This is a genomic window from Bradyrhizobium acaciae (assembly GCF_020889785.1).
GTDB classification, from domain to species: domain Bacteria; phylum Pseudomonadota; class Alphaproteobacteria; order Rhizobiales; family Xanthobacteraceae; genus Bradyrhizobium; species Bradyrhizobium acaciae.
Map to the genome: position 1 here is coordinate 1 of NZ_JACMYK010000196.1, position 11614 is coordinate 11614.

The 11614-nt window shown below is 65.1% G+C and carries 12 protein-coding genes; 5 read left to right on the forward strand and 7 right to left on the reverse strand.

Annotation, left to right across the window (positions count from 1 at the left end):
* Nucleotides 1-696, forward strand: a 696-nt coding sequence (locus H8A92_RS37335) for an SPOR domain-containing protein (RefSeq protein WP_229200257.1), incomplete at its 5' end; no start/stop codon positions are given.
* Nucleotides 697-939: 243 nt separating this feature from the next.
* Here the strand turns inward: H8A92_RS37335 and H8A92_RS37340 are convergent.
* Together H8A92_RS37340 and H8A92_RS37345 are read right to left on the reverse strand one after the other, a co-directional pair.
* Nucleotides 940-1659, reverse strand: coding sequence for a DnaJ domain-containing protein (locus tag H8A92_RS37340; protein WP_229200258.1), 720 nt, complete (start codon nt 1657-1659; stop codon nt 940-942).
* A 233-nt stretch (nt 1660-1892) separates the two neighbouring features.
* The gene (locus H8A92_RS37345) at nt 1893-3179 is read right to left on the reverse strand and encodes a TAXI family TRAP transporter solute-binding subunit (RefSeq protein ID WP_229200259.1); all 1287 of its coding nucleotides are present in this window, start codon (nt 3177-3179) and stop codon (nt 1893-1895) included.
* Between the two features lie 271 nt (nt 3180-3450).
* On the opposite strand from H8A92_RS37345, the gene H8A92_RS37350 reads away from it, so the two are divergent.
* On the forward strand, nt 3451-3858 hold the full coding sequence (locus H8A92_RS37350; protein WP_229200260.1) for a DUF302 domain-containing protein: 408 nt from the start codon (nt 3451-3453) through the stop codon (nt 3856-3858).
* 12 nt (nt 3859-3870) lie between these two features.
* Here the strand turns inward: H8A92_RS37350 and H8A92_RS37355 are convergent, their stop codons facing one another.
* The 3 genes from H8A92_RS37355 to H8A92_RS37365 form a co-directional block, all read right to left on the reverse strand.
* On the reverse strand, nt 3871-4611 hold the full coding sequence (locus tag H8A92_RS37355) for a VWA domain-containing protein (RefSeq protein WP_229200261.1): 741 nt from the start codon (nt 4609-4611) through the stop codon (nt 3871-3873).
* A gap of 89 nt (nt 4612-4700) precedes the next feature.
* The gene (locus H8A92_RS37360) at nt 4701-5642 is read right to left on the reverse strand and encodes an alpha/beta fold hydrolase (RefSeq protein ID WP_163154148.1); all 942 of its coding nucleotides are present in this window, start codon (nt 5640-5642) and stop codon (nt 4701-4703) included.
* Between the two features lie 318 nt (nt 5643-5960).
* A complete protein-coding gene (locus H8A92_RS37365) occupies nt 5961-6737 on the reverse strand; it encodes a helix-turn-helix transcriptional regulator (RefSeq protein WP_229200262.1) in 777 nt (258 codons plus the stop codon).
* Nucleotides 6738-6840: 103 nt separating this feature from the next.
* Here H8A92_RS37365 and H8A92_RS37370 point away from each other — a divergent pair, with 103 nt between their 5' ends.
* Nucleotides 6841-7926: an alcohol dehydrogenase catalytic domain-containing protein gene (locus H8A92_RS37370; protein ID WP_229200263.1), complete on the forward strand. Its 1086-nt coding sequence runs from the start codon at nt 6841-6843 to the stop codon at nt 7924-7926.
* A gap of 84 nt (nt 7927-8010) precedes the next feature.
* On the opposite strand, the gene H8A92_RS37375 is transcribed toward H8A92_RS37370, so the two are convergent.
* Entirely contained in the window at nt 8011-8934 is a 924-nt protein-coding gene (locus H8A92_RS37375; RefSeq protein WP_229200264.1) for a division plane positioning ATPase MipZ, read from the reverse strand.
* 275 nt (nt 8935-9209) lie between these two features.
* Here H8A92_RS37375 and panC point away from each other — a divergent pair, with 275 nt between their 5' ends.
* Both panC and H8A92_RS37385 read left to right on the forward strand, forming a co-directional pair.
* Nucleotides 9210-10061, forward strand: a complete 852-nt coding sequence (gene panC, locus H8A92_RS37380; protein WP_229200266.1) for a pantoate--beta-alanine ligase — start codon at nt 9210-9212, stop codon at nt 10059-10061.
* A 144-nt stretch (nt 10062-10205) separates the two neighbouring features.
* Nucleotides 10206-10952, forward strand: a complete 747-nt coding sequence (locus H8A92_RS37385; RefSeq protein WP_229200267.1) for a hypothetical protein — start codon at nt 10206-10208, stop codon at nt 10950-10952.
* A 43-nt stretch (nt 10953-10995) separates the two neighbouring features.
* Here H8A92_RS37385 and H8A92_RS37390 read toward each other — a convergent pair whose 3' ends face one another.
* Nucleotides 10996-11436 carry a DUF1489 family protein gene (locus tag H8A92_RS37390; protein WP_106318065.1) on the reverse strand — a complete coding sequence of 147 codons (441 nt, stop codon included), beginning with the start codon at nt 11434-11436 and terminating at the stop codon, nt 10996-10998.
* Nucleotides 11437-11614: the final 178 nt, after the last annotated feature.

Here is an 11614-nt window from a genome sequence, read left to right on the forward strand (position 1 = left end):
CTGCCGCCGCCCCCGGCCAAGCCGGAACCGCAGGCCAAGCCGGAGCCGGCGCCGTTGACCTCAGGCGTGATCCAAACCCAGCCGATCGCCGCAATCCCCGGCTCGGCTGAGCCGATGAAGCCGGTCAAGGTGAAGACGGTCCAGGTCAAGGCCGGCCAGATCAAGCTCGCCGCCGCCGGCCCGGCACAGTCCGCGCCCCCGATCACCAACACGATCCCGTCGCGCAGCGAGATCCCCGAGACCTCCAATGCGATGATGGCGCGGGCTGCCGAGACCTCGAAGCCTGAAATGCCGCCGCAGCCGGCCAATTTCGGCACCGGCAACGGCGTGCTCGGCGTGCTGCCGGCGTCAGCCGTGCATGCGCCCGCCCAGGCCGTGGCCTCGATCGAACCCACCACACGCAGCCTGCAGGCCGCCCCGCAGACCGGCGCCGTCAAGCCGGGCGCAGCCCACAGCGGCTGGATCATCCAGGTTGGCGCCCTGGAGTCCGAAGGCGAGGCCAACAAGCGCATCGACCTCGCGCGCAGCTCGGCCCGAGGCCTGCTCAGCAAGGCGGACCCGTTCACCGAAGTCGTCGCCAAGGACAATCGCAAGCTCTACCGTGCCCGCTTTGCCGGTCTCGAGCGCGACCAGGCCGAAGCGGCCTGCAAGACGCTGAAGCGCGCAGAGATCTCCTGCATCACCGTCCGCAACTGATCGACGCCATCTGCTGATCGCAAAGGGCCGGCGCCGCAAGCGCCGGCCCTTTTGCTTTGCGTGCGGCCGGCGAAAACAGTCGGCCCGTTAGCGCGCGGCGCGATTATGAAAACTTCTCGTCAAGATTTTACGGTTAAGTTTTCCCGAAAGAACGATCGGCCACGCCGGACAGCGGCGGGTCAGGCGGGGCATCAATCAGAAACGGAAGGCAGCTCGGCTGTGGCGTTGGTAGCGTAGCCGGAGTTAGAGATGCGCGCGAAGCAGAGTATCCTTGGCCTCGTTCACACGGGCAGCGAGGTACGTCGAGCCCCCCTGGTCGGGATGGAGTTTCTTCATCAGGGTGCGGTGAGCCCGGCTGATGTCGTCACGCGACGCGCCCGGCTGCAGGCCAAGGATCTGATAGGCCTCCTCGTTCGTCATTTTGCCGCTCGCCGCCGGACGGCCCTGCCCCCCTGCCCGGTCGCCCTGTGCGTCCTGACGCCAGGCGGGAAAACGGCGGTCCAGATAGCTTTCAAGTAGCGCGACGCTTTCGGCGTCGAAGCTCGGAACCATCGCCAGCAGCTGCGCGAGGTCGAACTCATCGAGCATGCGGCCGGCCTCCGGTCCGGCCACGATCTGGCCGCTGAGCACGCCGCTGCCGTGATCGAGGCTCATGTCGAGATATTGCGAGCGCACCCGCGAGCTTTGTCCCTGAGAGCGCGAACCGCCGAAGATGCCGCCGAGATTGGGAAAGCCTGACGTCCCGAATGGCGACCAGCCAAGCAGCCCGGCGCCGAAGATCCCGAGCGGAATTGCCACCGCGAGCTCGCCCCGCACGCCGGTAAAGGCCGCAACGGCAAGCGCGAGTACGCCGCCGACGATCTTGATCGCGCGCGCAAGCACGGCGGGATTGGCCGCACGAAACATCTGCAGCGCGGAATAAAGGACGACAACGGCAACGACGCCGGCGATCAGGGTTGGCATGCGCGGAATATAAGCGGCCCGGCGGCAAAATGCATGCGAAGCTTCGTCTCACCGGAGCGTGACGGCACCGGCGTGGCGCCGACGTCAGGAAGCGGCCGGGCCACATACCCGCAAGATGGCCGGTTACGTGCTGCGGCACTCCCGATATCCGCCTGTCACCGGCGGACCTTTGCATCCGGGACGTGAGGTCCAGAGAATTGACTTGCCTTTGCCGCCTGCGTCCGGCGGCGCACTCAGGTCATCGCGGCCAGACGAGTGCGCACAAGGTCAATATGGCTCCGCAGCGTATAAAGGCTGCTCGCATAGACATTTGGCAACTGCATCTGGTTCGCGCGGTGATCCATCAGATCCAGCTGCGCGTTCAAACCGCTGACGTCAATTTTCTTTCCCTCAGCATTCATGTCGCTCTCGATCGATCTGATCTCGTCGTACAATCGCCTGATCCTGCGTTGCATCATCCAGTCGTATGACTGCGGCAGGAACTTGAACACCGGGAACAGCAAGGCGGCCAACGGGATCAGCACGACGATCGCCTTCTCGACCAACGTTGCGGCCCAGAATGGAAGATAACCTTGCAAAAATGGCCGACCGGTTTTGTAATAGCGTTGCGCTTCCTGGCTGAGCGGAATGCCGATCGACTCGGCTGCGGGAAATTCTCCCGCTCTCTGAAAAATACCGGGCTGCGAATGAATTTGCACGGCTGCATTGAGCAGAACGTACTGCAACGCTGAATGCAGGTCGGCACGTACAACGAGACTGGCTTTCGGCGCCAACAGCACAACATCACTGGGCGGGCGATTCGCCAGGAGATCGACGACCCCCGCAGGGAGGATCAGCTTGTGCAGAAAGGGATAGATCGCGACAAAGGCATCCGCGCGCTGAGCGCTGGAAGGCTCGATCCCTTTGGCATGGAGAAGAGATTGCACGACGCGATCCTCCCAGGCAGTCACGATGAACGCCGCATCGATATCGCCGGCTATCAGTTTCTCCGCGGCAGCTCGCGGTGGATACCCCGATAGTTCACCGATGATGGAGTCGATCTTGGTTCTTCGGATGACTTGCAGCGCCAAGGCGCGCCCGCCGCTTCCTTCGGCATCTATCGAGAGTCGTCGGCCGCGCAATGCCTGTATGCCTTCGCCAATTTCAGCCCGGCGGAAAAGCCATAGCGGCTCGTAAAACATGGTGCCGAGCGACTCCAGCTCCGGGGCTTCCTTGCCGGTAGTGGTGCCGCCTTGGATGAATCCGACGCTGACCCTCGACCGCGAGTCGCGTAGATACTTCAGGTTCTCTTGGCTGCCGGATGTCGGCTGGAGCTGCAGCTTGACGCCCTCTTTCGCCAGGATTTCGCGATAGCGGATGCCCAGCTCGTAGTTGGCGCTGCCCTCGACGCCGGTTGCCATCACGAGTTCGCGCGGCGGCAACGTCGCGATGATGAACGCGCCAGCGCCGAGAAATATCGCCAGCGCCCCGACAACCGTGAGGTAGCGCCAAAATCTGTAGGCGTAGTCTCCGACATTCATCGCGCGTCGACCTCGTTGCTGAATGCGAACAAATGACAGCCAGCGCCCTCAAGAATCAGCCTGCCGAGGTCTGGAAGTCGGGATTGTCGCCGAGTCGGGTGCTACGCCCCGCGCGGCACCTCGGAGGTTGGTCCCCCGCCTCAGGATCCAGGTCGTCGGCTGAGACGGCTGATGCTCCCTTGCCCGCACTATGGTTCAATGCCGATGCAGCGACGCCTTGATCCAGGTCAAATTCCTGGTCGGGGCCCACCGCGGTGATGGAGGAAGCGCGATGACGATTGACGGACTGATCAGCCTCCGCAGCAATGCCGGGCCGAAGCAAACCGCTGACCGGCTCAAGGCCGAACTTCAGGCCAGCGGGCTGACCCTGTTTGCACAGATCGATCATGCCGCGGGTGCAGCCGGTGCCGGTCTTGCGCTCCGCCCGACCGAGGTCTTCGTGTTCGGCAATGCGAAGGGCGGCACGCCGCTGATGCAGGCCGCGCAGACCATCGGGATCGACCTGCCGCTCAAGGCGCTGGTGTGGCAGGACGAAGCCGGCGACTGCTGGCTGTCTTACAACGACCCGGCCTGGCTCGCCGAACGCCACGGCATTGCGGAGGCGACAAGGCAGGTCACGGCCAACATGTCGACGCTGCTCGGCACGCTCGCGAAAGCCGCAACGTCAGGCGAGGCCTGACGCAAGGCGGCGCTATCTCATCTGGCCAATCAGCCGCGCTGCACTGCTCGTGGTCTTCGCCAGCTGCAGCAGCGCCTCGCGGCCACCGGCAGCGTAGGCTGCGGCGGCACGCAGCAATTCGCGGAGCTGTGCGGCCGCGCCGGGATCGAACCTGCACCATGCGCCGCCGGTCAGCCGCGCGATCTCGCGAAACGTCCGTTCGGCAGTCGTATCCTCGCCTTCCTGGAACATGAATACCGGCACCTTGAGCAGCCCGAGCTCGCCGGCCTTCGCGCAGAGCACGTCGGCGCTCTCCTCCATTGCGTCGCCGACGAACACCAGCGCGCGCACACCTGAGGCGACCGCCTCGCGTCGCGTCTCGGACAGCACCTTGCCGATCTGGGTATTGCCGCCCTGGCAATCGATCTTGCTCATCAGCCGCGCGAGCTGCGCGCTGTCTGATATCCAGCCCGAAGCACGGCACTCGTTGAAGCCGCGATAATAGACGAGGCGAATATCAAGGCTGCCGAGCGCGCCGGCTTCGCGGAACATGTCCGCCTGCAGCGTGCACGCCATGTCCCATGTCGGCTGCCGGCTCATCGTGGCATCGAGGGCGAACACCAGCCTGCCGCGTGCGCCGGCGCGATGCGGCGACATCGCCCGCGCCTTCGCCACGAACGCGGCGATGTCGTTCGAACTCGACGTCGGCACGCCAGGCGCATCGGCCGGACGTACATCGCCTCCGGATGTCGGTTTGATCGTCTTGCCGGCCATCAGCGCTTGCCTCGTACAGCAAACACTATGTGGGCCGCCGGATCGGATTGGTCAACGTGACGGACCTGCCGGCATCCCGGGCGGCTCCGTCAATTGGTGACCGACGGGTCCTTCTTGGTCTCGGTCTTGGTCAGCGAGAGCGACTTCTTGAGCTTCTCGGTGAAGGTCTGCGGCTTCTCGACCGGCACGTAGAGCGAGACCGGACCGGGCTCCAGAATCTTCGGCGGCGCATTCCTGGTATCGACCGGCCCGACAGCGCTGTCGGTATCGGCCAGGAATTTATCGAGCATGGCCTGGATCGAGTCCTTGGCTTTCTCGGGTCCGGTGTCGCGCATGTCGTTGTGCTGGAAGTTGGTGTTCACAACGGTGATACCGGCCTTCTCGCACTCTTCCTCGTCCGGCACCACGCCGGGATCCGGCTTGAAGTGAGAGTCATGGGAACGGAACGACAGGATCTTGAACTTGCCGTCGGTCATGAACGGCACGCGCAGATTGTCCAGCGTGACGACCTTCTTGATCTCGTCCGGGTACTGCTTCGCGAAATACATCGCGATGTCGCCGCCATTGGAATGGCCGACCATCGTCAGCTTGCTGTAGTCCGCGTTCGGCTGACGCTTCTTCATCTCCTCGATGGCGAATTTGATGTTGGTGATGCCGCGCTGATACTGCGGCAGGCGCCCGACATAGAGCTCGCCTTCCTTGGTCACCATCGGTCCATCCGACGGCAGGTCGTTCTGAATGCTAACGGTCAGATAGCCGCGCGCCGCGAACACGTTCGCGAGGAAGGAATATTCGGTGAATTTGACGGTATTGCCATGATTGAGGATCGCAACCGGCAGCGTGATCATGCCGGCGTCGGCCTGCATTTCCTTGTCGAAGCGCACGGCGACGTCGACCGCGACCGGCCGCTCATCGCGCGTCGGATCCTTGAACATGAGGGTTTCGTGACGGATCGCCCACTTGCTCGCGGTGAAATAAGCCGCCGTGATCACCACGGAGAGAGACAGCAGAACGAGAATTCCACGCTTCATGACGTCCTCGAGGTGCCCGCCTTTTCAGGGCTATTTTGGCGGGAGGCTCTTCGGCCTCCTTTTGAGAATATATGTCACAGCGCCGTGACAGGAAGTCCAAATATTGTGGCTTTGGTGGCATAACGTTGTGCGCCGCACCTATAGTTTGTGCAGTTGCACAGGCCCTCCGGGCCGGCGCGTGCTCTCCTTACCCTTCGACGCAAGTTCCCAAGGTTGCGTTCGAGCCTTGGATAGACGTTAAGGGGAAACCGGATTTCGGCCCCTTTGTTCCACCTTTTGGGCCGCTCTGTGGCGAAAATCACCGGAAAACCACGGTTTTCAGCGAACTTCCGTGTAGATGATCAGTTTAAGGCCTGGATCGTCATTGGCCTGGAAGGTGGCATATTCAAAAGTCAGCCGGCCGCGCTTGGGGTGGCTGAGCACTTTTCTGCCGGCGACGCTGACGCTGACGTCGTGGGTGCCCCACCAGCCGTCGAACTCCGGACAGCCTCTGCGCAGCCGCGCCTGCAGATCGAGGAAGGCCGGATCGCCGGCCCAGAGGTCGTGCGTCCGGCGGAACTGGGTGACGATGCGCCGCGCCTCCTCGGGCCAGTTTGCGCCGAACAGCAGGCGGCTTTTGGGGTTGGTCAGCACGTAGATCAGCGTATTGCGCTCGTCCTCGGGCAGGCGGCCGAAGGCGAAGACATCCTCCGCGGCTGCGTTCCAGGCCAGCACGTCCCATCGCCGCCCTGTGACATAGGCCGGCTGGTTGAGGCTTTCGACCACGCGCCGGATCGCAGGCGGCACGGTCTCGGTAGCGAATGGTCGGCGGTCGCCATGCTTTGCCAGCGCCCGCAGATGCGCATGCTCGGCCTTGCTGAGACGGAGTGCCCGCGCCAGCGCGTCGATCGTGGTGGCGGACGGGCTCACGGAGCGGCCCTGCTCGAGGCGGATGTACCAGTCGACCCCGATACCGGCGAGTTCGGCCACCTCCTCGCGGCGCAGACCGGGCGTTCGGCGCCGTCGCCCGGCCTGGGTGCCGGTGAGCTTGGGCGTCAGCTTCTGCCGCCGCGACCGCAGGAAATCGCCGAGTTCGCTTTGCCGCGCAGTGGCCATGACCGGGCTCCTGACTGGGACTGATAATCCTAGGATAATACCAGGTCTTCCTGAATGCAAGGAAGCGCAGCATGATGCCGATCTCAGCCAGGGATGAGATCAGATGAAAGCAGCAGTTCTAAAATCGTTCGGCTCGCCGCTCGCGATCGAGGAGATCCCCGCACCCAAGATGGGAACGGGCGAAGTCCTTGTCGACGTGATCGCGACGCGCGTGCTGTCCTACGCCAATGAGGTCTTCAGCGGCGAGCGCAGCTACCTGCTCGAGTTGCCGGCCGTTCCCGGTCCCGGCGCCATCGGGCGGGTTCGCGCTGTCGGGCCGGATGCGACCCACCTCGCCGCCGGCGATTGGGTGTACTGCGATCCGACCTTCCGCTCGCGCGACGACAGCATCTCGCCGGACATCACCTTGCAGGGCTGGAGCGCACGCGGCGAAGGCGGGCTGCGCTTGCAGCGGCACTTCCGGCACGGCTCGTTCGCCGAGCAGACGCTGGTGCCAACCGAGAACGTCAAGCGGATCGGCGACATCGATCCGGCCGATGCGCCGTCCTGGTGCGCGCTCGGCACCTGTCTGGTGCCCTATGGCGGCTTGCTGGCGGCGCGGCTGCAGCCGGGCGAGACCGTGCTGGTGAGCGGCGCCACCGGCAATTTCGGCAGTGCCGCGGTTGCCGTTGCGCTGGCGATGGGCGCCGCCTGCGTGGTCGCCCCGGGCCGCAACGAGACGGTATTGGCCGATCTGGTCTGCCGCTTTGGCCGGCGTGTGCGCCCGGTCAGGCTCAGCGGCAACGAAGATGACGACCGGCAGCGCATGCGGCAGGCCGCGCCTGGTCCGATCGACTGCGTGCTCGACCTGATGCCGCCGTCGGTGACGACACCGACGGTTCGCGCCGCGATCATGACGGTGCGTCCCTATGGCCGGGTCGTGCTGATGGGCGGCGTCGGGATGCAGGGCGGACCGGGGCTCGACCTGCCCTATCCCTGGATCATGCGCGAATGCATCAGCATTCACGGCGCCTGGATGTATCCGCCGGAGGCCACATTCGGCCTCGTCAACCTCGCCCGTGCCGGGCTGCTGCGGCTCGGTCAGTTCGAGGTCACGACCTTCGACCTCGACCATGCCAACGACGCCGTGGCACATGCCGCCGCCAATGGCGGACCGTTCAAGATGACGGTGCTGGAACCGAATCGATAGGCCGGTACCGCGCACCGACGCGAGAGTTCTTCCGTTCCGATTGAATCGGAACGGGCTCCGGCCCCCACTACGCGCAAAAGCGCCCTAGTTGCCGATGATGTCGTGGACTTCGAGCGGCTTGTCGACCTGGCTGAACCACTCGGCCCGGTTGGCGGCCCGGCGGCGGCCGCGCTCGTCGAGCGGCAGCTTGAGCTGGCGCAGCAGGCTCATCACCTCCTCGCGCGCCGTGACGTGGCCGAGGCTCGGACGGGTGCCGAGCGTCGCCTCGTCGATGTCGTCGAGCGCCGTCAGCCCGCGCGGGAAGAATTCGCGATAGACCACCCGCTCGGCAAAGCCGTCGACCGAACGGAACCCGAGCCGCAGCGACAGCTGCTTCAAGCCGTCGGCGACCAGCTGCTTGTTGCGCGAGCCGAGCATCGACAGCCGGTTGCGCACCACGATCCAGTCGGTCGAGGCGCCGTCGAGCTGGCGGCGCTTGCGGCGCACGTCGCGCACCATCTCCGCGTAGTGGCTCTCGCCGACCACCGCGTAGGTCGCGGGGTCGACGGTGCCCAGCACGTCGAAATCGAGGAAGCTGTCGTTGATCGGCGTCACCAGCGTGTCGGCCATCGAATGCGCGAGGCGCATCAGGTAGCTATCGGAACCCGGGGTATCGATGACGATGAAATCATAGGCGCGTTCCACCGCGCTCACCGCAGTCATGAACTGCTGGAATTCGGCGTTCTCGTTCTCCTCGATCTGCATCGTCTCGCCGTACTTGATGCAGTGATGCGCGGGGAGCTCGAGGTCGAGCCCGGTGCGCCGCGCCCAGGCCTGGCGATTGCTGATGTAGCGGGTGAAGCTCTGCTGCCGGCAGTCGAGATCGATGCTCGCGACACGCTGTCCGGCCTTCATGAGCGCAACGGCGATGTGCAGGGCCGTGGTCGACTTGCCCGAACCGCCCTTCTCGTTCCCCAGCACCACGACGTGTGCGGAGCCGGATTGACCCTGACTTGCCTGCACCAACATGATTCAATCCCCGACAGCGATCTTCAAATCGAGCGCCGCTGCGGTCAAGTGAAATGCATCACTGCGACACGAAATCAATTGCAGCCGTCCTTAATGATGAATCGAACGAGCAAGCGCGCTGCGTGATCGACAGGATGCGGCCCGCGATCCATGCGCATTCGAGATCGGGTAATGCGTGCGCGGCGGTTTGCCGATAGCGGCCCGGACTTGGTAAGGTCCGCCACCTGCCGAACGCCAAACATCCCACCCCGATTGCCCCACGAGCCCGAGACCAGATGCCGAGAAATCCCACCGTCGTCCGTACCGTCCCTGCCCTTCGTCGCGCCGTCGACGCCCTGCGCGCCAAGAAGGCGACCGTCGCGCTGGTCCCGACCATGGGTGCGCTCCATGACGGCCATGTGTCGCTGGTGCGGCTCGCCAAGCGCCGTGCCAAGCGGGTCGTCGTCTCCATCTTCGTCAACCCGACGCAGTTCGCGCCGACGGAAGATTTCGGTTCGTATCCGCGCACCTGGAAGGAAGACGTCGCCAAGCTCGCGGCCGAAGGCGTCGACCTGATCTGGCACCCCGAGGTGAAAGCGATGTACCCGGACGGCTTCGCCACCAGGATCGTGCCGGAAGGGCCGGCCACCGCCGGGCTCGAGGATCGCTTCCGTCCGCACTTCTTTGGCGGCGTCGCCACCGTGGTCGGCAAGCTGTTCACGCAGGTCCGGCCCGATGTCGCGATCTTCGGCGAGAAGGACTTTCAGCAGCTCCGGGTGGTGACCCAGATGGCCGCCGACCTCGACCTCGGCGTCAAGGTGATCGGATCCAAGACGGTGCGCGAACGCGACGGTCTCGCGATGTCCTCGCGCAACGTCTACCTCTCGGCTGAGGAGCGGCGCGCCGCGCCCGAGCTCAACCGGGTGATGAAGGAAGCGGCAGGTCGCCTGCGCGCCGGCGAGGACACGGCGACGGCAATGGCCGCCGGCGCGGCGCTGATCACCAAGGCCGGCTTCGTGCTCGATTATCTCGAGGTTCGCCATGCCGCCTCGCTGGCGCCGATCAGCTCGCTGAAAGACGGCCCGATGCGGATGCTGGTCGCGGCACGGCTCGGCAGCACCCGCCTGATCGACAACATCGCGGTTTAGGCAGCCTCCGCAAAAGTGTGATGCTGTTCATGCACAGTCCCGACGCGGGCGTGTAATGAGGGCCCGGCCTCATCCGTGCGGCCGGGTCGTGCTTGCGCCGCACCCGTGACGCAGGGATGATCGCGCCTTTCAGAGGCGATCGGAATGAGCAGGTATTTCACGCACGGCATTGTTCTCGGCATCGCACTGGTGGCCGCGACCGTGGCGCAGGCGCAGACCCGGCCGCCGGTCGGCGGGGTCAATTCGGCGCCCGGCGCGATGATCTTCTATGTCGCGCATGGCGCGCCCGATGCCTGCGGCCCGGGCTGCTCGGACTGGATCGCCGCCGAGGGCGCCGTGCAATGGGACACCTACAAGCGCCTGCTGGCGATCCTCGACCGTCAGAACGGACGCAAGCTGCCGGTGGTGATCAATGTCAGACCGGGGTCCGACCTCACCGTCGCTGCCAGCCTTGGCCGAATCCTGCGCGGACGCGGCATCGATGCTGCGGTCGCGGCGACCGAGGTCGAGGCCTGCAACGGGAAATCCGAGGAGGAATGCTTTGCGCTGAAGCGGCCCGGCGGCCCGCTGGACGCGAAGGAGAAGCTGTCCAGCGTCGCCTGCGAGCTTGCCTGTGTGTTGATGCTTGCGGGCGGCGTCCATCGCATCGTGCCACCCGGCAATCGCGTCGTCCTGACCGCCAAAATGCAGATCTACGACCGGCTCGCCCCCACCGTCTCGGCCGAGCACCGCGAAAGCCTGACCTCGATCTTCACCGAACAGTTCCGGCGATATCTCGGCGAGATGGGGATCGACCATGAACTGCTCGACGTCACCGTCAGCAAGGCGGGCGGCCGCTATGTCGAGATCCCGGCGTCCGAATGGAGCCGGCTGCATCTCGTGACCCAGTGACCCGCGGCAACGGCCGCCCGATCGACGAGAGCTGTCCGATTGCTCAGAGCAATCCGAGGTCGCGCAACTCGCGGCGCATCGGCTCGGGCATCGAAGCCACGCTGGCCGCGCTCGACTTGGTGAGATCGGCCGGGGCGGAGTCGGCGGTCAGATAGCGCCAGCCCTGGAACGGCCGCATCGGCCGCGGCGAGACGGCGATCACCTTGGGCTGCATGACGATGCGGCAGCGCCCGATGCCGTCCTTGTCGCGGAACGGCTCGATCGCGATGATCTTCTCGCGCGCGGCGATCTCGCCACGGATCACCCAATAAAGCGAGCCGCCGGCAAGGAGCTCCTCCTCGCGCTTCGGCGTCATCCGCGTGATGTGGACGTGACGGAGCGGCAGGCCCTTTTTCTTCGCGGTCGCCATCCGTTCGGCGACCCAGCCCTTGAGTTCCTTGACGGAGTCGCAACCGACGGCGAGCTTGATGAGATGAAGCGGCATGCGTCGGATGTAGCGGCCGGCGCGCGCTTTGAAAAGGGAGCGCCGTCGGCAGCGGTGGATATCGGGACTACCGTGCAAACCGTGCGATGACGACGGCTCACGCCGCCGTCATTACCCTCATTATCAGGCTCAATCCTGGCTCGCGGCCGCGGCGCACTCGCCGCCGCGGGTGGCGGAG

What these genes read in the sequence shown, in the direction of transcription:
- H8A92_RS37340 (WP_229200258.1), bottom strand. Translation starts at nt 1,659, where the DNA reads ATGCCAACCCTGATCGCCGGCGTCGTTGCCGTTGTCGTCCTTTATTCC.
- H8A92_RS37345 (WP_229200259.1), bottom strand. Translation starts at nt 3,179, where the DNA reads ATGAATGTCGGAGACTACGCCTACAGATTTTGGCGCTACCTCACGGTT.
- H8A92_RS37350 (WP_229200260.1), top strand. Translation starts at nt 3,451, where the DNA reads ATGACGATTGACGGACTGATCAGCCTCCGCAGCAATGCCGGGCCGAAG.
- H8A92_RS37355 (WP_229200261.1), bottom strand. Translation starts at nt 4,611, where the DNA reads ATGGCCGGCAAGACGATCAAACCGACATCCGGAGGCGATGTACGTCCG.
- H8A92_RS37360 (WP_163154148.1), bottom strand. Translation starts at nt 5,642, where the DNA reads ATGAAGCGTGGAATTCTCGTTCTGCTGTCTCTCTCCGTGGTGATCACG.
- H8A92_RS37365 (WP_229200262.1), bottom strand. Translation starts at nt 6,737, where the DNA reads ATGGCCACTGCGCGGCAAAGCGAACTCGGCGATTTCCTGCGGTCGCGG.
- H8A92_RS37370 (WP_229200263.1), top strand. Translation starts at nt 6,841, where the DNA reads ATGAAAGCAGCAGTTCTAAAATCGTTCGGCTCGCCGCTCGCGATCGAG.
- H8A92_RS37375 (WP_229200264.1), bottom strand. Translation starts at nt 8,934, where the DNA reads ATGTTGGTGCAGGCAAGTCAGGGTCAATCCGGCTCCGCACACGTCGTG.
- panC (WP_229200266.1), top strand. Translation starts at nt 9,210, where the DNA reads ATGCCGAGAAATCCCACCGTCGTCCGTACCGTCCCTGCCCTTCGTCGC.
- H8A92_RS37385 (WP_229200267.1), top strand. Translation starts at nt 10,206, where the DNA reads ATGAGCAGGTATTTCACGCACGGCATTGTTCTCGGCATCGCACTGGTG.
- H8A92_RS37390 (WP_106318065.1), bottom strand. Translation starts at nt 11,436, where the DNA reads ATGCCGCTTCATCTCATCAAGCTCGCCGTCGGTTGCGACTCCGTCAAG.